At 70.2% G+C, this 21672-nt stretch carries 18 protein-coding genes; 1 reads left to right on the forward strand and 17 read right to left on the reverse strand.

What is annotated here, in order from left to right; genetic code table 11:
* Positions 1-4: 4 nt before the first annotated feature.
* Entirely contained in the window at positions 5-1315 is a 1311-nt protein-coding gene (gene hisD / locus FFA01_RS01665; RefSeq protein ID WP_146852307.1) for a histidinol dehydrogenase, read from the reverse strand.
* 92 nt (positions 1316-1407) lie between these two features.
* Between hisD and FFA01_RS01670 the strand changes: the two genes are divergently transcribed.
* Positions 1408-1950 carry a flavin reductase family protein gene (locus FFA01_RS01670; RefSeq protein WP_146852309.1) on the forward strand — a complete coding sequence of 181 codons (543 nt, stop codon included), beginning with the start codon at positions 1408-1410 and terminating at the stop codon, positions 1948-1950.
* A gap of 30 nt (positions 1951-1980) precedes the next feature.
* Here the strand turns inward: FFA01_RS01670 and dnaE are convergent, their stop codons facing one another.
* The 16 genes from dnaE to FFA01_RS01750 all read right to left on the reverse strand — a co-directional run bounded on the left by dnaE (position 1981) and on the right by FFA01_RS01750 (position 21672).
* On the reverse strand, positions 1981-5442 hold the full coding sequence (gene dnaE / locus FFA01_RS01675) for a DNA polymerase III subunit alpha (protein ID WP_146852427.1): 3462 nt from the start codon (positions 5440-5442) through the stop codon (positions 1981-1983).
* 98 nt (positions 5443-5540) lie between these two features.
* Positions 5541-6464, reverse strand: coding sequence for an RluA family pseudouridine synthase (locus FFA01_RS01680; RefSeq protein WP_146852311.1), 924 nt, complete (start codon positions 6462-6464; stop codon positions 5541-5543).
* Positions 6461-7066 carry a signal peptidase II gene (gene lspA, locus FFA01_RS01685; RefSeq protein WP_244289647.1) on the reverse strand — a complete coding sequence of 202 codons (606 nt, stop codon included), beginning with the start codon at positions 7064-7066 and terminating at the stop codon, positions 6461-6463. The genes FFA01_RS01680 and lspA overlap by 4 nt, the downstream gene beginning before the upstream one ends.
* 4 nt (positions 7067-7070) lie before the next feature.
* A complete protein-coding gene (locus FFA01_RS01690; RefSeq protein ID WP_146852313.1) occupies positions 7071-7910 on the reverse strand; it encodes a DivIVA domain-containing protein in 840 nt (279 codons plus the stop codon).
* 221 nt (positions 7911-8131) lie between these two features.
* The gene (locus FFA01_RS01695) at positions 8132-8437 is read right to left on the reverse strand and encodes a YggT family protein (RefSeq protein WP_146852315.1); all 306 of its coding nucleotides are present in this window, start codon (positions 8435-8437) and stop codon (positions 8132-8134) included.
* Between the two features lie 94 nt (positions 8438-8531).
* Positions 8532-9068 (reverse strand): cell division protein SepF, encoded by a 537-nt coding sequence (locus FFA01_RS01700; protein ID WP_146852317.1) that lies wholly within the window; start codon positions 9066-9068, stop codon positions 8532-8534.
* Between the two features lie 35 nt (positions 9069-9103).
* Complete coding sequence (locus tag FFA01_RS01705; protein WP_146852320.1) at positions 9104-9802, reverse strand: YggS family pyridoxal phosphate-dependent enzyme; 699 nt, start codon at positions 9800-9802, stop codon at positions 9104-9106.
* 3 nt (positions 9803-9805) lie between these two features.
* The gene (ftsZ, locus tag FFA01_RS01710; RefSeq protein ID WP_146852322.1) at positions 9806-10966 is read right to left on the reverse strand and encodes a cell division protein FtsZ; all 1161 of its coding nucleotides are present in this window, start codon (positions 10964-10966) and stop codon (positions 9806-9808) included.
* 137 nt (positions 10967-11103) lie between these two features.
* Positions 11104-12228 (reverse strand): cell division protein FtsQ/DivIB, encoded by a 1125-nt coding sequence (locus FFA01_RS01715; RefSeq protein WP_244289648.1) that lies wholly within the window; start codon positions 12226-12228, stop codon positions 11104-11106.
* A gap of 34 nt (positions 12229-12262) precedes the next feature.
* On the reverse strand, positions 12263-13693 hold the full coding sequence (murC, locus tag FFA01_RS01720) for a UDP-N-acetylmuramate--L-alanine ligase (protein WP_146852325.1): 1431 nt from the start codon (positions 13691-13693) through the stop codon (positions 12263-12265).
* The gene (locus FFA01_RS01725; RefSeq protein ID WP_146852327.1) at positions 13690-14802 is read right to left on the reverse strand and encodes a UDP-N-acetylglucosamine--N-acetylmuramyl-(pentapeptide) pyrophosphoryl-undecaprenol N-acetylglucosamine transferase; all 1113 of its coding nucleotides are present in this window, start codon (positions 14800-14802) and stop codon (positions 13690-13692) included. The genes murC and FFA01_RS01725 overlap by 4 nt, the downstream gene beginning before the upstream one ends.
* Positions 14799-16067 (reverse strand): putative lipid II flippase FtsW, encoded by a 1269-nt coding sequence (gene ftsW / locus FFA01_RS01730; RefSeq protein ID WP_244289649.1) that lies wholly within the window; start codon positions 16065-16067, stop codon positions 14799-14801. Before ftsW ends, FFA01_RS01725 begins: the two co-directional genes overlap by 4 nt.
* Positions 16060-17628 (reverse strand): UDP-N-acetylmuramoyl-L-alanine--D-glutamate ligase, encoded by a 1569-nt coding sequence (gene murD / locus FFA01_RS01735; protein ID WP_146852331.1) that lies wholly within the window; start codon positions 17626-17628, stop codon positions 16060-16062. The genes ftsW and murD overlap by 8 nt, the downstream gene beginning before the upstream one ends.
* Positions 17625-18728 (reverse strand): phospho-N-acetylmuramoyl-pentapeptide-transferase, encoded by a 1104-nt coding sequence (gene mraY, locus FFA01_RS01740; protein WP_146852334.1) that lies wholly within the window; start codon positions 18726-18728, stop codon positions 17625-17627. Before mraY ends, murD begins: the two co-directional genes overlap by 4 nt.
* Complete coding sequence (locus FFA01_RS01745; protein WP_146852336.1) at positions 18725-20125, reverse strand: UDP-N-acetylmuramoyl-tripeptide--D-alanyl-D-alanine ligase; 1401 nt, start codon at positions 20123-20125, stop codon at positions 18725-18727. Before FFA01_RS01745 ends, mraY begins: the two co-directional genes overlap by 4 nt.
* Complete coding sequence (locus FFA01_RS01750; protein WP_146852338.1) at positions 20122-21672, reverse strand: Mur ligase family protein; 1551 nt, start codon at positions 21670-21672, stop codon at positions 20122-20124. Before FFA01_RS01750 ends, FFA01_RS01745 begins: the two co-directional genes overlap by 4 nt.

Below are 21672 nucleotides of genomic sequence, written 5' to 3' on the forward strand. Positions count from 1 at the left end.
CGGCTCAGGGGCGGACGATGCGGGCCGCGACGGCCTCGCCGTGGGCGGGGAGGAGCTCCGCCCGCGACAACGCGACCAGCCGGTCGGCCACCTCGGCCAGCGCGGACGGTCCGTAGCGCACGATCTGCTGCGGGCGCAGGAACGTGTAGGCCCCGAGGCCCGACGAGAACCGCGCTTGACCGCCCGTGGGCAGCACGTGATTCGAGCCGGCCAGGTAGTCCCCGAGACTCACGGGGGTGCTCGCTCCGACGAAGACCGCGCCGGCGCTGGTGATCTCCGCCAGGACGGCCTCGTCGTCTCGCGTCTGGATCTCGAGGTGCTCGGGTCCGTAGGCGTTGCTGAACGCCACGGCCGCGGCCATGTCGTCGACGATCACGAGGGCCGACTGGCGGCCGTCCAGGGCCACGGCCACCCGGCTCGAGCTCATCGTCAGGGGAACCAGCCGTTCGAGCTCGCGACGCACCGCGAGCACGAGCTCCTCGGAGTCGGTCACGAGCACGGCCGCGGCCTCCTCGTCGTGCTCCGCCTGGCTGATCAGGTCGACCGCCACGAGGGTCGGATCCGCGCTGGAGTCGGCGATCACCAGGATCTCGGTGGCGCCGGCCACCGCGTCGATGCCGACCTGACCGCGCACGAGCTGCTTGGCGGCGGCGACGAAGTTGTTGCCGGGACCCGTGATGACCTGGACGGGCTCGAGGCCGATCTCGGGCACTCCGTAGGCCAGTGCGCCGATGGCCCCTGCTCCGCCCATGGCGTACACCTCGTCGACGCCGAGCAGGCCGGCGGCGCCGAGGATGACCGGGTGCACCCCTCCCCCGAACTCGCGTTGGGCGGGGCTCACGACGGCGATGGACCCCACGCCGGCCACCTGAGCGGGGACGACGTTCATGACGACGCTGGACGGGTAGACGGCCTTGCCGCCCGGCACGTAGACCCCGGCGCGCGAGACGGGCTGCCATCGCTGCTCGATGACGGCTCCGTCGGCGGGCCGCGTGACGGTCGATGCGGGGATCTGCGCCCGGCTGCCGGCCGTCACCCGGACGATCGACTCCTCGAGGGCCTCGCGCACCAGCGGGTCGAGCTCGTCGACGGCGGTGGCGATGGCCTCGGCCGGCACGCGGAACGTCTCAGTCCGGACACCGTCGAAGCGTTCGGCCTGATCACGCAGTGCGTCCGCTCCGCGCTCCCGCACGCCGGCGACCAGCTGGGCGGCCGCGTCGGCCACGACCGAGACGTCCGTCCGCGCACGGGGGACGAGGTCGAGCAGGTCGGCGTGAGTAGGGTGGCTTCCGCGAAGGTCTGTCGTCTGGATCATGGCCGGTCCAGCCTAGTCATGGTCCCCTCCACCCTCGCCCCGATCGTCGGACGGGCGACGGACCGAGAGAGCCCAGGAGGCACGAGCGAGCCATGACGGATCCGCACCAGGAGAGCCCCCCGTCCGAGAGCACGGTCGATCCGACGTCGTCGGACGACGTCGAGGCGTTCCGCGAGGCGTTCCGGCGCCACGCGGCGGGCGTCGCGATCGTGACGACGAGGACCCCCGACGGCGCTCCCGTCGGGTTCACGGCGACGTCGCTGGCCTCTCTCGCCGCAGCACCGCCCCTGGCGACCTTCAACATGGCGCGGACGGCGAGTTCCTGGCCCGCCGTCGAGGCCGGCGGGGCGGTGAACATCCACCTCCTCGGTTCCCGGAACCGCGACGTGGCCCGACGGATGGCCGGACCCGCGGAGAACCGCTTCGCCGGAGAGCACTGGACCGACGGCCCGGACGGGCTGCCGCTCCTCCGCGACGTGACGGCCTGGATGACCGGGCGGATCGTCGAGCGGATCCCCGTGGCGGACAATGCGATCGTGGTGGTCCGGATAACCGGTGGAGGCGTCGGCGCCGCCGACGACGCCCTCCTCTACCACGACCGTCGCTACCTGCGGCCCGGTCATCTGGACGACTGAGTCTCCCGGCGGCCAGGGGCCGTCGAGGTCTCAGACGAGGCAGCCGGGGCCGAGCAGGCTCTTGAGCTCGCCGAAGAGGTCCGCCGTGATGTCGACCGGCATCGGGATCTCGAACGTCCGGGCGCTGGCGCCCTTCACCAGCCTCAGCCGGACCTCGGTCCCGCCCGAGTGCCGCCCCAGGACCGCCGCCAGCTCCGTCACGGTGTCGGTCGTGGCCCGGTGCTCGGGCATCTGCAGCACCAGCGGCCCGTGGTTCACACCGGCGCCGAGGTCGGGGCTGAACATGCTGACGGCGTGGAGGTTCATCCCGTCGTCGCGGAGGCTGACCCGGCCCTTGAGCACGATGATCGAGTCGCCCACGAGGGTGGGCCCGAACTCCTGATAGGTCTTCCCGAGGAACATGGCCGTGATCTCGCCGCCGAAGTCCTCGACGGTGATGATCCCGTACGGATTGCCGGAGTTCCGAGCGACGCGGTGCTGGACGCTCGTGATGAGGCCGGCGATGGTGACGGTCTCGCCGTCGATCGAGGCGTCGCTGGCGAGCAGGTCCGTCACGGTCGTCTGGGCGTGCTTCGCGAGGGGGATCTCGAGGCCGGCGAGAGGATGGTCCGAGACGTAGAGCCCGAGCATGTCGCGTTCGAAGGCGAGCTTGTCACGCTTCGACCACTCGGGCCTCTCGGGCACCTGCTGGACGTCGGAGGGCTCGTCCCACAGGCTGTCGAAGTCGAAGCCGACCTGCCCGTTGGCCTCGGCTCGCTTCTCGCTCACGGCGGCCTCGACGGCCGACTCGTGGATCTCGACGAGCGCTCGTCGCGTCGATCCGAGCGTGTCGAAGGCACCGGCCTTGACGAGCGATTCGACCGTGCGCTTGTTGGTGACGGGCAGCGGCACCTTCCGCAGGAAGTCGTGGAAGCTGCTGAACGCCCCCTCCTTCTCGCGCGCGGCGATGACGTGGTCGACGACATTGAAGCCGACGTTGCGGACGGCGCCCATGCCGAAGCGGATGTCGTCGCCGACGGCCGCGAAGAAGCCGATGGACTCGTTGACGTCGGGCGGGAGCACCTTGATGCCCATCCGACGGCACTCGTTCAGGTACAGGCCGAGCTTGTCCCGCGAGTCGCCGACGCTCGTGAGCAGGGCGGCCATGTACTCGGCCGGGTAGTGGGCCTTGAGGTAGGCGGTCCAGTAGGACACGACACCGTAGGCGGCGGAGTGCGCCTTGTTGAAGGCGTAGTCGGAGAACGGCAGGAGGATGTCCCAGATCTTCTGGACGGCCTCGGGAGAGTAGCCGTTGTCGGCCATGCCCTGCGAGAAGCCCGCGAACTGCTTGTCGAGCTCGGACTTCTTCTTCTTGCCCATGGCACGACGGAGGATGTCCGCCTGGCCCAACGAGAAGCCGGCGAGCTTCTGGGCGACGCTCATGACCTGCTCCTGGTAGATGATCAGACCGTACGTGCCGCCGAGCACCTCCGAGAGGGGCTCCTCGAGCTCGGGGTGGATCGCGGTGATCTCCTGCTGGCCGTTCTTGCGCAGGGCGTAGTTCGTGTGCGAGTTCGCACCCATGGGCCCCGGCCGGTACAGCGCGATCACGGCCGAGATGTCCTCGAAGTTGTCGGGCTTCATGAGTCGGAGGAGGCCGCGCATGGGGCCGCCGTCGAGCTGGAAGACCCCGAGGGTGTCGCCCGAGGCCAGGAGCTCGTACGCTCCGGCGTCGTCGAGCTCGAGGTCCTCGAGCACGAGGTCGAAACCGCGGTTGGTCTTGATGTTGTCGAGGGCGTCGTTGATGATCGTGAGGTTGCGCAGCCCCAGGAAGTCCATCTTGATCAGCCCGAGGGACTCGCAGGCCGGGTAGTCGAACTGCGTGACGATCTGGCCGTCCTGCTCGCGCTTCATGATGGGGATGATGTCGAGGAGGGGATCGCTCGACATGATGACGCCCGCCGCGTGGACGCCCCATTGCCGCTTCAAGCCCTCCAGACCGAGCGCCGTGTCGAAGACCGTCCGGGCCTCGGGGTCGGAGTCGACGACGGCGCGGATGTCCCCGGCCTCCTTGTAACGGTCGTGCTGCTTGTCGAAGATGCCGGTCAGGGGGATGTCCTTGCCCATGATCGCGGGAGGCATCGCCTTGGTGAGCTTCTCCCCCATGCCGAACGGGAAGCCGAGCACGCGGGAGCTGTCTTTCAGGGCCTGCTTCGCCTTGATCGTGCCGTAGGTGACGATCTGCGCGACGCGCTCGTCGCCGTACTTCTCGGTGACGTACTGGATGACCTCGCCGCGGCGGCGGTCGTCGAAGTCGACGTCGAAGTCGGGCATCGAGACGCGGTCCGGGTTGAGGAACCGTTCGAAGATGAGACCGTGACGGAGCGGGTCGAGGTCGGTGATGCGCATCGCGTAGGCGGCCATCGAGCCCGCACCCGAGCCGCGGCCCGGACCCACGCGGATGCCGTTCTCCTTCGACCAGTTGATGAAGTCCGCGACTACGAGGAAGTACCCCGGGAAGCCCATGCCCGCGATGACGCCGATCTCGTACTCGGCCTGTTTGCGGACGTCGTCGGGGATGCCCGCGGGGTACCGGTAGACGAGTCCCTTCTCGACCTCCTTGATGAACCAGGTCTCCTCGGTCTCGCCTTCGGGGACCGGGTACCGGGGCATGTAGTTGGCGGACGTGTTGAACTGCACGTCGCATCGCTCGGCGATGAGCAGCGTGTTGTCGCACGCCTCGGGGTGATCGCGGAAGAGGTGGCGCATCTGCTGGGCCGATTTGAGGTAGAACTCGTCGGCGTCGAACTTGAAGCGGTTGGGGTCGTTCAGCGTCGACCCCGACTGGACGCACAGCAGCGCCGCGTGGCTGGTGGCGTCGTGCTCGTGGGTGTAGTGGAGGTCGTTCGTGGCCACCAGGGGGAGGTCGAGATCCTTCGCCAGGCGCAGGAGGTCGCCCATGATCCGACGCTCGATGCCGAGTCCGTGGTCCATGATCTCGGCGAAGTAGTTCTCGCGACCGAAGATGTCGCGGAAGTCGGCTGCGGCCTTGACCGCCTCGTCGTACTGACCGAGCCTGAGCCTCGTCTGCACCTCGCCGCTCGGGCATCCGGTGGTGGCGATGAGTCCGTCGCTGTACTGGGACAGCAGCTCGCGGTCCATCCGCGGCTTGAAGTAGTAGCCCTCGAGCGAGGCGCGGGACGACAGGCGGAACAGGTTGTGCATGCCGCCGGTGTTCGCGGCCAGCAGGGTCATGTGCGTGTAGGCGCCCGCACCCGACACGTCGTCGCGTCCGCCGTCGCCCCATCGGACCCGGGTCTTGTCGCTGCGGTGGGTGCCCGGCGTGATGTAGGCCTCGGTGCCGATGATCGGCTTGATCCCGGCCTCGGTCGCGGTCTTCCAGAAGTCGAAGGCGCCGAAGACGTTGCCGTGGTCGGTGACGGCCACCGCCGGCATGCCCTGCGCGGCGGCCTCGGTGATCAGCGGTTTGACACGGGCCGCACCGTCGAGCATCGAGTACTCGCTGTGGACGTGCAGGTGGACGAATGAGTCAGTGCTCGAGGCCAAGAGGCTCCCCGTCTGGTGGTGGTTCCGACGACTAGGGGAACAGCCTAACTCCGACCGAGGACATCCAGAGCGTGCTGCAGATCGTCGGGGTAGGTCGACCGGTACACGACCGGCTCTCCCGTCGCCGGGTGGGTGAAACCGAGCTGCACCGCGTGGAGCCACTGCCTCGTGAGACCCAGCTTGGCCGAGAGGGTCGGGTCCGCGCCGTAGGTCGCGTCGCCGACGCAGGGGTGCCGCTGCGCCGCCATGTGGACGCGGATCTGGTGGGTCCGCCCGGTCTCGAGGTGGATCTCGAGCAAAGACGCGGACGGGAACGCCTCGACGGTCTCGTAGTGCGTGACCGATGCCTTCCCGTCGACGACGACCGCGAACTTCCAGTCGGACGACGGATGACGCCCGATGGGCGCGTCGATCGTCCCGGTCAACGGGTCGGGGTGGCCCTGGACGACCGCGTTGTAGATCTTCTCGACGGTGCGTTCACGGAACGCCTGCTTGAGGACCGTGTAGGCGTGCTCGGACTTCGCGACGACCATGAGCCCGCTCGTCCCCACGTCGAGGCGGTGCACGATGCCGGCCCGTTCCGCCGCACCCGACGTCGCCACGGAGAATCCGGCCGCGGCGAGGCCGCCGAGCACGGTCGGACCGGTCCAGCCGACCGACGGGTGGGCGGCGACCCCGACGGGCTTGTCGACCACGACGATGTCGTCGTCGTCGTGGACGATCGCCATGCCGGGCACCTCGAGGGCGACGATCGACGGCCCCTCCCGGGGCGTCCACTCGACCTCGAGCCAGTCTCCCGCGTTGAGACGGTCGGATTTCCCGACGGGACGGGAGTCGACCATCACACCACCGGCCCCGACGACCTCGGCCGCGAAGGTGCGGCTGAAGCCGAGGAGCTTGGCCAGGGCGGCGTCCACCCTCTCGCCGGCGAGTCCATCGGGGACGGGGAGGGACCGGTACTCGGTCACGACCGGTCCGTCGACGTCGTCTCGGGAGGCACGGTGCCGGCCGTCGCGGCGTCGCGTGCATCGAGTTCCCGCTGCCGTCTCTTGGACGGGACGCGCGTGCCGTCGAGGTTGACGCCCAGCAGGGTCAGCAGCAGCAGGAGACCCATGCTGGAGACGATGAAGATGTCGGCCACGTTGAAGATGGCGGGCAGCAACGACGGGAAGTAGAGGAAGTCGACCACGTGCCCCATGCCGAACGAGGGCTCTCGGAAGAGGCGATCGGTGAGGTTCCCGAGGGTGCCGCCGAGCAGCATCCCGAGCATGATCGCCCAGGCCGTGGAACGGATGCGCCGTGCGAAGACGATGATGGCCACGACGACCGCTGCGGCCGCCAAAGAGAAGATCCAGGTGGAACCGCTCGCCAGCGAGAACGCCGCACCCGGGTTCTTGACGAAGTGGAGCTGGAAGAAGTCGCCCAGGACGTCGACGCTGCTCCCTTCGACCAGGGTCGTGGTCACGAGGTGCTTGGTGATCTGGTCGGCCGCGTAGACGCCGACAGCGACGAAGGCCAGCGCCACCAGGAGGCGGACGCTGACCTTCGTCGCAGAGGGGTTGGGTGCCAAGACCTTAGTTGGAGCCGAAGCCCTGGGCGCTGGCGGGGGCGCCGGCGGGCTGCTCGTTCGACTCGCCGTCGAGGTCGCGCAGCTGGCCCTCGATGTAGCTCTTGAGCTTCTGACGGTAGTCGCGCTCGAACGTGCGGAGATCGTCGATGCGACGCTCGAGGCCGGAGCGCTCGGTGTTCAGCTTCTCGAGGGTCTCGCGCTTCTCCGCCTCGGCCGTCTGGACCAGGTCGCGGGCGCGGTTCTCACCCTCGGAGATGAGCTCGCGGTTCTTGGCCTCGCCCTCGGAGATGAGCTCGCGGTTCTTCGTCTCACCCTCGGAGACGAGCTCGCGGTTCTTCGCCTCGGCCTCGGCCACGACGCGGGCCGCCGTGGAGTGGCCCTCGGCGATCAGGGCGTCGCGCTTCTCGACGCCCTCGCGGACGTGCTCCTCGTGCAGACGGCGGGCGAGCTGCAGGAGATTGTTGGTGCTCTCGGTCTCGTCGGCGGTCGGGCCGACGTAGGCGGGAGCGGCCGGTGCGACCGCTGCTGCGGCGGCGGGCTGCGGCACCGAGACGGGCTCGGGGGCCTGCTCGGCGACGGGGGCCGACGCGGGGGCGGGGACCGAGGCGGGCGCCTCGGCGGCGGGTGCCGATGCCGGAGCAGCCGTGCCCGAGCTCTGCAGCTCGCTGATCCGCGACTCGCCGGCGACCAGGCGCTGGCGCAGCTCGTCGTTCTCCTGCGTCAGGCGACGGAGCTCGGCGACGACCTCGTCGAGGAAGTCGTCGACCTCGTCCTGGTCGTAGCCCTCTCGGAACTTGGTCGGCTGGAACCGCTTGTTGACTACGTCTTCCGGCGTCAAAGCCATTGCCGTCACCTCGTGAATCTGTTGGATCGTCTGATCGTGGTCTGTGTCGATCGTGGTCTGTGTCGTGTTGCCCTGCGTCACCGCGGCGAGAACGGGTCTCGGAGCGATCGAAGCAGTCGACGTTCAACTACACCGTAGCGAACATTCGAGGCGCGGGCCCGAGGGCCCACGGGCTTCGAGAGAGCATAGCGCGTCGTCCGCGTCGCCCGGGACGACGCGCTCTAGTAGCCGACGTACCGGAAGTACGACGCGACCGCCATGAGGATGACGACTGCGAGCATCACGAGGCTCCAGCCGAAGTCCAGAGCGACGGAACCGAGCCGCACCGGCGGGAGCACCTTGCGGACGGTCCGGATCGGAGGGTCCGTGACGGTGTAGGTCACCTCGGCGAGGACCAGGACGGCGCCACGAGGACGCCAGCCCCGGCTGAACGACTGCGCGAGATCGAGCACGAAGCGCGCCCACATCAGCAGGAAGAACAGCAGGAGGACGTAGTAGGCGATCGTGGCGATCAGAGGAACGATCATCGGGGTGTCATCAGCTCACACGAGTCGGCGCGGGCGGACCGCGTTGAGAGAGGGTGGCGCGGCGTCGTCGCCAGGCCGAGCGGGACGGGCCCGATCAGGACTGGGCGAAGAACGACGCCTCGATGTCGGACTCTACCTCAGCCTGCTCGCCGCTGACGGCGATGTGGGCCGGCGAGAGGAGGAAGACCTTGTTCGTGACCCGCTCGATCTTGCCGTAGAGACCCTGCGAGAGCCCGCTGGCGAAGTCGACGAGACGTCGCGCGTCGGCCTCGGTCATCTGCGAGAGGTTGATGATGACGGGGATGCCGTCGCGGAAGCTCTCGGCGATCGCCTGGGCGTCCTTGTACTCGCGCGGGTGGACCGTGAGGATCTCGTTCATGTCGTGGGGCACCGTGTTCTTCGTCGTGGTCGAGGTCGTGGCACGCCGCAGGGGCGTCACCGGGGCGCGGGAGGCCGAGGGGGCCGGAGCGGCCACCGGAGCCACGGGCGCGACCGGCGAGGTCGTCGCAGCCGGCTGGCGGGCGGGCTGCTGCGCGGGGGCGTTGCTCTGCGCCGCGGGCTGCTCGTCGTACTCGAGCTCTTCGTCGGCGAGGCCCAGGTAGACCATTGTCTTGCGCAGCGGGTTGGCCATGTCTTTCCTCCGGATCGAGATCGTCTCGTCTGACATTAACGAGGACCGGGGCGCATTCCCGTGATTGCCGTCCCGATTCGTAGGTGTGTCGCGCCCTCGGCGATCGCCTCGGCGAAGTCCGGGGACATCCCCGCCGAGATGTCCTGCGCCTCCGGCGCGAGCGAGCGCACCCTGTCGGACACCCGGCGGAGCCGGGCGAACGCGGCCCGGGGCGGCTCGTCGAGCGGGGCGACCGCCATCACGCCCCGGAGACGCAGACCGGGGGTCGACAGCACCCGCTCGACCAGCGACTCGACGTCGTCGACCGGGACTCCCCCGCGCGACGGGTCGTCGGTGAGGTTGACCTGGACGAATCCGTCGAGGAGCGTCCCGTCGTCCGACGAGAGAGCGTCGACCACGCTCGAGCGGTCGAGGGAGTGGACCGCGGCCGCGTAGCGCCTGGCCTGGCGCGCCTTCTTGGACTGCAGCTGCCCGACGAAGTGCCAGCGGAGGCCCTCGAGATCGGAGAGCTCCGCCGCCTTGACCTGCGCCTCCTGGTGCCGGTTCTCGCCGACGTCCCGGACGCCCCGCTCGTAGAGGTCACGGACGAGCTCCGCCGGATGGAACTTGGTCACGACGATGGTCGTGATCTCCTCCGGGCGGCGCCCGACCGCGCGCGCGGCGGACTCGACGTCGGCGGCGACCCGAGCCAGACGATCGGCGAGGTCACCGCCGACGGCGGGGTCGGACGACATGGACTACTTGAGGAAGTCGGGCACGTCGAGGTCGTCGTCGCCGCCATCGAAGGCGGGGTCGACGGCCTGGGTGGCCGTGGGCTCCTCGGGGCGCTTCCACGAGGGCGTCTCGCTCGTCGCCCCGCTGTCGGCGATGGCCGAGACCCCGGCGACGGGCGCCGCGGCGGACTCGGACTCGACGAAGCTGGAACGGCGCTCCTTCGTCTTCGTCGAGGGCTCGCCCCCGTCGAAGCCGGCGGCGATGACCGTCACACGGACCTCGTCGCCCAGGGTGTCGTCGATGACGGCACCGAAGATGATGTTGGCCTCGGCGTGCACGGCCTCCTGGACGAGACGGGCAGCGTCGTTGATCTCGAAGATGCCCAGGTTCGAACCGCCCTGGATGGACAGCAGCACGCCGTGAGCGCCGTCGATGCTCGCCTCGAGGAGGGGCGACGCCACGGCCAGCTCCGCCGCCTTGATGGCACGATCGGCCCCGCGGGACGACCCGATGCCCATCAGAGCCGAGCCCGCCCCCTGCATGACCGACTTGACGTCGGCGAAGTCGAGGTTGATGAGACCGGGCGTGGTGATCAGGTCGGTGATGCCCTGGACACCCGCGAGGAGGACCTGGTCCGCGGTGCCGAACGCCTCGACCATGCTGATGCCGCGTTCGCTGATCTCGAGCAGACGGTCGTTCGGCACGACGATGAGGGTGTCGACCTCGTCCTTCAGGGCTGCGACACCCGCCTCGGCCTGCGCCTGGCGTCGCTTGCCCTCGAACCCGAACGGCTTGGTCACCACGCCGATGGTCAGGGCGCCGATCGACTTCGCGATACGAGCGACGACGGGAGCGCCACCCGTTCCCGTGCCGCCGCCCTCGCCGGCCGTGACGAAGACCATGTCGGCGCCCGCGAGAGCCTCTTCGATCTCCTCGGCGTGGTCCTCCGCCGCACGGCGACCCACCTCGGGGTCGGCTCCGGCGCCGAGACCACGCGTCAGCTCGCGACCGACGTCCAGCTTGACGTCGGCGTCGCTGAGCAGCAGCGCCTGGGCGTCGGTGTTGATCGCGATGAACTCGACTCCGCGGAGCCCCAGTTCGATCATGCGGTTGACGGCGTTGACGCCACCGCCGCCGACGCCGACGACCTTGATCACGGCTAGGTAGTTATGGTTCGTTGTCACGTCCGGGCCTCCGCTGAAACCTTAACTCGTAAGTTGAAGGTTAAGGTTGTACATGGTATGCAAGTTCTGCAGTCACAAGGTAGGTGCCGCGACGGGGCGTCGACAACACCGACGCAGGCGTGTCGCGAACGACGCGCTCAGATGGGTCGGATGATGCCGTTGTCGGGCGCCGACACGTCGTACTTGACCGAGGCCGACGGATCGCGGGACGCCTGATCGGCCATCAGCCCCGCGAGCACCTGCGCCTTCTTCTCGGAGTGCTCGGCGCTGCCCCAGACGACCTTCTGCCCCGACGACAGCGTCAGCGCGACGTCGTCGGCGGTCGAGGCCGTCGCCGAGTCGACCGTGGACCGCAGGTTCACCGGCAGGGACAGCAGGACCTCCGCCGCCGACCGGAAGGCCGTCCCGTCGAGCGGGGCACCCCCGACGTCGACCAGCGGGACGCCCTCCTGCCGGGCGTCGAGCCGTTGCACGACGATGCCTGCGGGATCGACCAGCTCGAAGGCGTCGCCGTCCGCGACGGTCGCGATCGGCTGCCGCTCGGTGATCCGGATGACGAGCGTGTGGGGCGGCGCCGTCTCGGTCACGTAGCTCGCGATCAGAGGGAACGCCTCGAGCTCGCGCGTGATCCGGTCGAAGTCGATCCGGGCGAGGGGCGTTCCGAGCTGACCGTCGACGGCGTCCTGCACGGCTCCGGCGTCGACGCGGTCGGTGCCGTCGACGGTGATGGTCTGCAACGACAGCAACGGGGAGAAGACGGCGACGCCGACCGACGCCCCGAGGAGGAGCGCGACCACCGCCACCGACACCCACGTCGCGCGCCGGTGTCGCGAGCGGCGGGTGAACCGGCGGACCTCCTGACGCTCGGCGCGATGACGCTCTCTCGATGCGCGGCGACTCGCTCGACGGGCCATCGCCGCACGACGACGGGCCTCGTCGCGAGGACTGTCGGCCCTGTCGAGGTACACCGGCTCGGGCGACGGACGCGCCGTTCCCCCGGCCGACGACGACCCGTCGCCGCGATCGGACGCCTCACCGTCGGAGGAGAGGTCGCGTGCGGCACCGGAGTCTCGAGAGGCGGGATCGATCGGCTCGTCGACCCGCGCCTCCTCGGCCCGGTCGGAGGACCGCCCGGCTCGCAGCGCCGAGAGGCGACCGAGGACGGACGGGCGGCTCGCCGGCGAGTCGACGGCGCCGTCGTCCGACGGCTCGGCCGGATCCGGGCGGCGGGCGGACGGGTCGAAGCCCTCCGGCCGCTTCACGGCCGGCCCCTCCCCTGGAGAACGGACGACCGGCTCACGCCTCGGTCTCCTCCGAGACGGGGTCGACCGGGGCCGCCGCGGCGTCGAGGGCCCCCAGCAGCTGCGGGACGATCCGGTAGACGTCGCCGCAGCCGAGCGTGATGACGAAGTCGCCGGCTCGGGCGACGGCGGCGGTCCGCTCGGCGGCCTCCTGCCAGTCGGCCACGAAGTCGACCCGCGAGGGGTCGGCGAACCGCTCGGACACGAGCGCGCCGGTCACTCCGGGCTCGGGGTCCTCCCGGGCGCCGTAGACGTCGAGGACGATGGTGTGGTCCGCCAGCGACTCGTACGTCTCGGCGAAGTCGCCGGCCATGAGGCGCGTCCGGCTGTAGAGGTGAGGCTGGTGGACCGCGATGAGGCGCCCCTCGCCGACCACGGAACGCGCCGCCTGGAGAGCCGCGGCCACCTCGGTCGGGTGATGCGCGTAGTCGTCGTAGACGCTGACCCCGGCGACGGTGCCGTGCAGCTCGAAGCGGCGTTCGGTTCCGCCGAAGGTCTCGAGCCCGGCGATCGCCGCCTGCGGGTCGACGCCGAGCCCGAGCAGCACGGCGAAGGCGCCGGCGGCGTTCACGGCGTTGTGCCGCCCCGGGACCCGGAGCTGGACCGGCCAGCTCTCGGAGCCGCGGTGAAGCGTGAACGAGACCGGGCCGCTGGAGGCGACGTCGCTCAGGCGCACGTCGGCCTCGGCGTCGAGGCCGAAGGTCACCACCCGCGGGTGGTCGAGCGCGGCCGCGACCCGACGGGCTCCGGGGTCGTCGCTCGAGATGACGACGAGCTCGGACGCGGCGGCGGAGAAGGTCACGAAGGCCTCGTCGAAGGCCTCGTGCGATCCGTAGTGGTCGAGGTGGTCGGCGTCGACGTTGGTCACGAGGGCGATCGACGTGTCGTAGAGGAGGAACGAGCCGTCGGACTCGTCGGCCTCGACCACGACGAGGTCGTCGGACCCGCCCCGCGCGCTGACCCCGAGGGACTGGATGACTCCCCCGTTGACGAAGCTCGGGTCGTGGCCGGAGGCGAGCAGGGCGGTGACGATCATGCCCGTGGACGTCGTCTTGCCGTGCGCACCGGCGACCGAGACGAGGCGCTGCTCGCCGATCAGCCAGGCGAGGGCCTGCGAGCGGTGGAGGACGGGGATCCCCTTCGCGAGAGCCGCCTGATACTCGGGGTTGTCCTGCCAGAGCGCGCCGGTGACGACGAGCGTGTCCGCCTCGCCGAGGTTGGCCGCATCGTGGCCGATCGACACGACCGCCCCGAGATCGCGGAGCGCCTGCACACCGGGGGTATCGCGGATGTCGGAACCGGTGACGATGTGACCGGCATCGAGGAAGACCCGGGCGATGCCGCTCATGCCGGCCCCGCCGATCCCCACGAAGTGGAGTCGGCCGAGCTCGGCGGGGATCTGCTGCGTGAGGTCGGGCTTGATCATGATCTCTCGTCGTTCGTGGGGGTGTGTCCCGAGGGTGAGGTGCGGGCGGCGTCGATCACGAGATCGACCGTGCGGTCGGTGCCGTCGAGGACTCCGACGGTCGCGGCCTGCACGGCCATGTCGGCGACGCGCGATCGGTCGAGGAGCAGCGGGACGAGAGTCGACGCGACCCACTCGGGTGTGAAGGCGGCGTCGTCGACGAGCACCGCGCCTCCTGCCCCGACGACGTCGGTGGCGTTGTGACGCTGCTCGCCGTTGCCGACCGGGTAGGGGACGAGCGCCGCCGGCAGCCCGAGGGCCGTCAGCTCGCTGACGGTCGCGGAGCCGGCCCGCGAGACGACGAAGTCGGCCGCGGAGAGCGCGAGGTCCATGCGATCGCAGTAGCGCAGGAGGTGGTGGTCGGGCAGGTCGGTCGAGGTCAGGTCGGACTTGGCTCCGGTGATGTGCAGGATCTGCCACCCGGCTCCGATCACCGTCGCCGCCGCCGCCGACATCGTCTCGTTCAGGCGCCGGGCGCCGCTGGAGCCTCCGGTCACGAGGAGGGTGGGCTTCGCGGGGTCGAGTCCGAGCTCGGCCATCGCCTCTCCCCGCCGTGCGGGCCGATCGAGCGTCTCGATCTCGTCACGGAGGGGCATGCCGACCTGACGTCCGTGCCTCATCGACGTGGAGCGGAAGACGGTGCCGACGTGCCGCGTGAGGTACGACCCGAGCACGTTGGCGATGCCGGGCTTCGCATTCGCCTCGTGGACGACGATCGGCACCTTCGAGCGCCAAGCGGCCATGTACGCCGGGGCCGACGCGTAGCCGCCGAATCCGACGACGACGTCGACGTCGTGCTCGTCGAGGATCGCGCGCACGCCGCTGACGGCTCCGACGAGCTTCGACGGGAACCGCAGGGCGGCGGCCGAGGGTTTGCGGGGGAACGGCAGACGGGCGACCGTGAGGAGCTCGTAACCCCGCTGCGGCACCAGCCGGGCCTCGAGCCCCTCCGCCGTTCCGAGCACGAGGATCACGGCGTCGGGCTCCCGTCGACGGAGTCGATCGGCCACGGCGAGCAGGGGGTTCACATGGCCGGCGGTTCCGCCGCCGGCGAGGAGGTACGTCGTCACCGGAGAGACCCTACCCGGCCCGGAGGGCGGCCCCGTTCATGCGCCGACTCCTCCCGTCGCCGGGCGAACGACAGCACGACCCCGATCGCCACGAGCGTGACGATGAGGGCGGAGCCGCCGGCCGATATCAGCGGCAGAGGGACGCCGAGCACGGGCAGGAGGCCGAGGACGACGGCGATGTTGATGAGCGCCTGCCCGATGATCCAGGCGGCGATCGAGCCGGTGACGATCCGCACGAAGGGGTCGTCCGTGCGTCGGATGATCTTGATGAAACCCGTCGCCAGGACGACGAAGAGCGCCAGGACGACGATGGCCCCGATCAGCCCCAGCTCCTCGCCGAGCACGGCGAAGATGAAGTCGTTGTCGGCCTCGGGCAGCCAGGACCACTTGGCCTTCGAGTTGCCGAGTCCCACCCCGAACATCCCGCCGGAGGCGAGGGCCCAGGTGCCGTGGAGCGACTGCCAGCAGATGCCCTGGTAGGCGCTGTCGTCGGTGCAGCCCGCCATCCACGCGGCGATCCGGTCGTTGCGGGACGCGGAGCCCGAGGCGATCACCGGGATGACGGCGGCGAGCAGGGCGAGCGGCACCAGGAGGTACCTCAGCTTGATGCCCGCGAACCAGACGGCTCCGAAGACGAGCAGCAGCATGACCATGGTGGTGCCGAGGTCGCCGCCGGCGACGACGAGCCCGACGGCCACGAGCACGACGGGGACGAGAGGGATGGCGAGGTGCCGCCAGTCGTCGAGCAGGTCGCGTTTGACCGCCAGGATCATGCCGAGCCAGATCGCGAGGGCCAGCTTGACGGCCTCCGACGGCTGCGCCGTGAAGGCCCCCAGGTTGACCCAGTTGCGGTTCCCGCCGGACTCGTAGCCGAGCGGGCTGAAGACCAGGAGCTGGAGGAGGACGGCGGCGCCGAGGATGTGCCAGGCCCACCGCTTCCAGAACCAGACGGGGACCCGGGAGACCACGAGCATCAAGGGGATGCCGATCGCCGCGTAGATCCCCTGGCGCACGAACGCCCCGAAGAACGAGGTCTGCCCCGACTGGATGAACGCCTCGACCGACGACGACGACAGCACCATCACGAGGCCGAGGACGACCAGGAACAGCGTCGTGCCGAGGATGAGGAAGAAGGAGCCGGTCTCGGCCGCGAACAGCCGCTTGACCGCGACCACCGCACCCGCCTGACGGTTCGAGGCGGACGAGGCCGAGGCGGTGTCGGACCCGGAGGAGGGACGCGGCCGTCGGCCGACGAGATCAGCCAATCGGCGACGCGGGAGGTCGGACGTCGGGTGGGCCATCGGCCTCGCCTCCCAAGTGCTCGTGGACCGCGGTGGCGAATGCCCGGCCGCGCGCCGTGTAGTCGGTGAACTGATCGAAGGACGCCGCCGCCGGAGCGAGGAGGACGCAGTCGCCGGGGTGGGACGCGTCCGCCGCCAACCGGACGGCCGCCGACATCACGTCTTCAGTGTCGGTGTCGTCCACCTCGAACAGCGGCAGGTCGGGCGCGTGTCGCCCGAAGGCCTCCCGCAGGGCCGACCGGTCGACGCCGATCAGGACCGCCGCCCGCAGCCGCCCGCTCGACTCGCGGATGAGCGGCTCGACGTCGACGCCCTTGAAGACCCCTCCGACGATCCAGACGACGGAGGGGAACGACGCCAGGGAGGCGCGGGCGGCATGGGGGTTCGTCGCCTTCGAGTCGTCGACCCAGGTGACGTCGGCGGACGCCGCCACGACCTCCATCCGGTGGTGGTCGACCCGGAATCCCGCGACCCCGTCGCGCACCGACGACGGCTCGACCCCGGCCGCTCGGACCAGCGCGGCGGCGGCCAGGACGTCGGACACGAGATGGTCGGCACCGAGACCGACGGTCTCGAGGGCGGAGGTCGTGGTCAGCTCGAGAGCGCTCGTCCGACGCTCGGTGAGGAACGCGCGGTCGACCAGCACTCCCCCGTCGTCGCCCGCGACGACCCCGAAGTCGCTGGGTCCGGGAGCGGACGGCCCGAATCCGACCGCGCGACAGCCCTCGGAGACGTCGGCCTGCTCGACCATGCGGAGGGTCGCGTCGTCCTCCTTGTTGTAGAGGCAGGCCACGACCGTGTTCGAGTACACCTTGGCCTTCGCGGCCCGGTACGCGTCGAGTCCGCCGTGCCACTCGAGGTGGTCGTCCTCGAGATTGAGGCAGACCGAGGCGAGCGGCCGGAGCGCGCCCGGCCCCTCGACCGGGAGGTAGTGCAGCTGATGGCTGGACAGCTCAACCACGAGCAGGTCGTTGCCCTCGGGGTCTCGGACGGCGTCGAGCACGGGGACGCCGATGTTGCCGCACGCGGCGGCCCGACGTCCATCGGCGAGGGCCATGGTCGTGGCCAGCTGGGTGGTGGTGGTCTTGCCGTTGGTGCCCGTCACCAGCAGCCAGTCGGCGACCGGCTGCGTCTTGTCGCGGACTCGCCAGGCGAGCTCGATGTCGCCCCACACGGCGGCTCCGCTCGAGGCCGCCCAGACGGCGAGCGGGTGGTGGGGTGCGAACCCGGGTGAGATCACGATCACCTCGGGTGCGAACGCGAGCAGCGCCTCCGGGGGGCCGGCCATGTCCGGGTCGAGCACGAGCTCGGCGCCGATCAGTTGGAGGAGTTCGGCACGGTCGTCGTCGACCTCGGGGGCCAGCACGACGACCCTGGCGCCGAGCTCCGTCAGGGTGTCGGCCACGGAGAATCCGGTGACGCCGAGACCCAGCACGGCGACTCGGAGATCCGACCAGTCGGCGCGCCAGCTGTCGAGACCGTCGAGCCGTTCGGCGAGGCGGGGATCGAGGGAGGAGGAACTCATGAGGTGCGCGAGATCCACTCGAGATAGAAGACGCCCACGCCTGCGGCGACGAAGAGCCCCGCGATGATCCAGAAGCGGACCACGACGGTGACCTCGGCCCAGCCCTTGAGCTCGAAGTGATGATGCAGGGGGCTCATGAGGAAGATCCGCTTGCCCTTCGTGAGCTTGAAGTAGGCGCGTTGCAGGATCACCGAGCCGGTGACGACGATGAACAGGCCGCCGATCAGGACGAGCAGGAGCTCGGTGCGGCTGAGGATCGCGAGGGCGGCCAGGGCGCCGCCGAGTCCGAGCGATCCGGTGTCGCCGAGGAAGATCTGCGCAGGAGAGGTGTTCCACCAGAGGAAGCCGATGAGGCCGCCGCAGATCGCCGCGGCCACGACCGCCAGGTCGAGCGGGTTGGCCACCGTGTAACAGGCCGACCTCGTGGTCTCGTCGAGCCGCGTGCTGAAGCAGGACTGGTTGAACTGCCAGAACCCGATGAAGATGTACGACGCGATCGCAAGGATCGAGGACCCGGTCGCGAGACCGTCGAGCCCGTCGGCGACGTTGACCCCGTTCGAGGTGCTCACCGTGATCAGGACCACCCAGATCAGGAAGAGCCCACCGCCGATGATGCTGCCGAAGAACATGAAGTCGAGCCACGGGATGTCGCGGATGCCGGAGATCCTGGTCGACGCGGGGGTCAGACCGTTCTCGTTGGGGAACGACAGCGCGAGGACGGCGAAGACGGCGCCCACGACCACCTGGCCGATGACCTTCGCCCAGCCGCCGAGGCCGAGGCTCCGCTGGTTGCGGACCTTGAGGAAGTCGTCGAGGAATCCGACCGTGCCGAGCCCGACCATCAGGAAGAGCACGAGCAGGCCGCTCGAGGTGAGTTCGTCCTGGGCACCGAGGTGGCCGACGAAGTAGCCGATCACCGTGCCGAGGATCAGCACGATGCCGCCCATGGTGGCGGTTCCGCGCTTCGTGTGATGCGACTGCGGCCCGTCGTCGCGGATGAACTGCCCCCAGCCGAGGCGGTGGAAGAGCTTGATGAACAGCGGCGTCAGCAGCAGCGTGAAGACCAGCGAGACGGCGCCGGCGATGAGCAGGGCTTTCATTCGGACACCCCCGCCAGACGGTCGCCGAGGAACCGGAGGCCGGCCGACTTGGAGGACTTCACCAGGACGACGTCACCCGCCCGGAGGGTCGGATGGAGGAGGTCGTAGGCCTCGTCGATGGTGTCCACGAGCAGTGATTCTCCGTCCCAGGAGCCTTCGAGGCCCGCTGCCATGTGGATGTGCCGCGCGGCGTGACCGACGACGATCAGCTGTCCGATGTTGAGCCTGACCACGAGTCGCCCGATGCGGTCGTGCTCGTCGCGGGCGAACTCGCCCAACTCGGCCATCTCGCCGAGGACGGCCACGGACCGGTGACCGCTCGGGGTGATCTGGGCCAGGGTCTTGAGCGCGGCCGCCACGGAGTCGGGACTCGCGTTGTAGGCGTCGTTCACGACGGTGACTCCGCCCGGGGCGTCGAAGAGCTCCATCCGCCAGCGCTCGGCCCGGGCGACGCCCTCGAGGACGGTCGCCGCGCGGTCGAGGTCGAGACCCCATTCGCCGGCCACCGACAAGGCGGCCAGGGCGTTCATCACGTGGTGCTCGCCGAGGATGCGCAGCGCGACAGGGCGTCGGAGGTCGCCGTGGGCGAATGTGAAGGTCGTCCCCGTGGCGGAGACCTCGATCTCGGACGCGCGGTAGTCCGCCGTGGGGCTCTGCCCGAAGGTCACGACCCGAGCAGCGGTGACGGAGGCCATGCCGGCGACGCGGTCGTCGTCGGCGTTCAGGATCGCGGTGCCCGTCGTCGGCAGATCGGTCACCATCTCGGCCTTGGCGGCCCTGGTGCCCTCGATGCCGCCGAATCCGCCGGCGTGGGCGAGGCCGACCTTGAGGACGACCCCGGTGTCGGGGCGGGCGATGTCGACGAGGCGGGCGATCTCGCCCGGTCCCGCGGCGCCCATCTCGACGACCAGGTACTCGGTGTCGTCGTCGATGCGGAGCATCGAGATCGGGGCGCCCACGTGGTTGTTGAAGGAGCCCTGCGGTGCGACCGTCGGCGCCAGGTCGGACAGGACCGCGCGGAGCATGTTCTTCGTGCTCGTCTTGCCGTTCGAACCCGTGATGCCGACGACCTTGAGGCGACCGTGACGGCGGACGCGTTCGACGACGGCGGCCGCCAGGCGCGACAGGGCGACGACGCCGTCGTCGACCACCACGGTCGGGACCGAGGTCTCGACGTCGCGTTCGGCGACGATGAGAGCGGCTCCGTTCGACACGGCGGCGTCGACGAAGAGATGACCGTCGGTCACCTCGCCGCGGAGGGCGAAGAACACCGACCCCGGCGTCACCAGACGCGAGTCGGTCTCGACGGAACCGGTCAGGACGATGCCGGCCTGCGCCTCCTCGACCAGGACGCCCTCGGTGATCGAGGCGATCTCGGCAGCGCTGAGGGCGATCATTCGGACCACCCGGCCTCGCGCAGGGCGGCGCGGGCCTCGTCTCGCGCGGAGTAGGGCGTGCGCTCCCCGCGGATGTCGCGGTAGTCCTGGTGTCCGGGGCCGGCCCAGAGGATCGAGTCTCCTTCGCCGACCAACGACACGGCGGTGCGGATGGCCGCCTCGGGCGGGCTGACCTCGTGGATCTCGTGGTCGGGGTAGGCGGCGCGCGCCGCTTCGACCAGGGTGGCCCGGATGGAGGCGGGGTCCTCGAAGCGCGGGTGGTGATCGGTGACGACGAGGATGTCGGAGCCCGCCGCCGCGACCCGTGCCATCTCGGCGCGCTTGGTCGTGTCCCGGTCACCGTCGGCGCCGAAGAGCATGACGACCTTGCCGGGGGTGAAGCGGCGGACGGCCGCGAGGGTCGTCAGGAAGGCGTCCGGGCTGTGCCCGAAGTCGACGTACACGCTCGGGCCGCGGTCGCCCGAGACGCGCTCGGTGCGTCCGGGCAGATACGCGACGATCCCGTGCTCGGCCTCGAGGGCCTGGGAGATCGCACCGAGCTCGAAGCCGGCCTCGACCAGCATGACGATCGCCAGGGCGGCGTTGGCCACCATGTGCCAGCCGATGAGCGGCACGCGGGTCACCAGCGTGCGGTTCTCGGGGCCCGACAGGCGGAACTCGGTGAAGGCCGCCTGCTCGTCGAGGATCTCGACCGTCCAGTCGGCCTCGACGTCGGGGAGGATCGTGATCGTCGTGAGCGGGATGCGGGCGTTGTCGACCACGCGCTGCCCGTAGGGCGAGTCGAGGGAGATGACGGCGCGCTTGGCGCGGTCGGGCTGGAACAGAGGCAGCTTCGCGTGGAAGTACTCCTCCATGTCGGCGTAGTCGTCGAGGTGGTCGTGACTCAGGTTGGTGAACGCGGCCACGTCGAAGACGAGACCGTCGACGCGGTTGCGGCTCAGGGCCTGCGCGCTCACCTCGACGGCGACGGCGCGCACCTCGCTCTCGCGCATGCGGGCCAGGAGGGCGTGCATCTCGCTCGCCTCGGGAGTGGTGAGCCGGCTGACGACCGTCAGGTCGCCGATGTGCCGCTCGGCCGTGCTGCTGAGTCCGGTGACGAGCCCGAGCTGACGGAGGATGCCCTCGAGCAGGTACGAGGTCGACGTCTTGCCGTTCGTGCCGGTCACCGCGAACAGCAGGGGCGAGCCCTCGCCGCCCGTGCGGTAGATCCAGGCCGAGACGTCGCCGAGTGCGGCACGCGGCGAGTCGACGATCACGACCGGCAGACCCGACTCGCGTGCGAGCTCGAGTCCGGCGCGGTCGGTCAGGAGCGCCACGGCACCGCCGTCCCGCGCCTGTCCGGCGAACTCGGCACCGTGACGGTGCGCGCCGGGCACGCCGACGTAGAGGTCGCCGGGGTGGAGGTCCGCCGTGCTCAGCGTGACGCCCGTGACCTCGATGCCGTCGAGGGAACCCTCGTGCTCGAGTCCGAACTCGCTGACCAGTTGGGCGAGAGACCTCGCCGACGGATGTTCCGGTCGAAGAACCGGGGGGATCCGGGCGCTCAA

The sequence above is a fragment of the Frigoribacterium faeni genome (genome assembly GCF_007988805.1).
In the GTDB taxonomy this organism is placed as follows: Bacteria; Actinomycetota; Actinomycetes; order Actinomycetales; family Microbacteriaceae; genus Frigoribacterium; species Frigoribacterium faeni.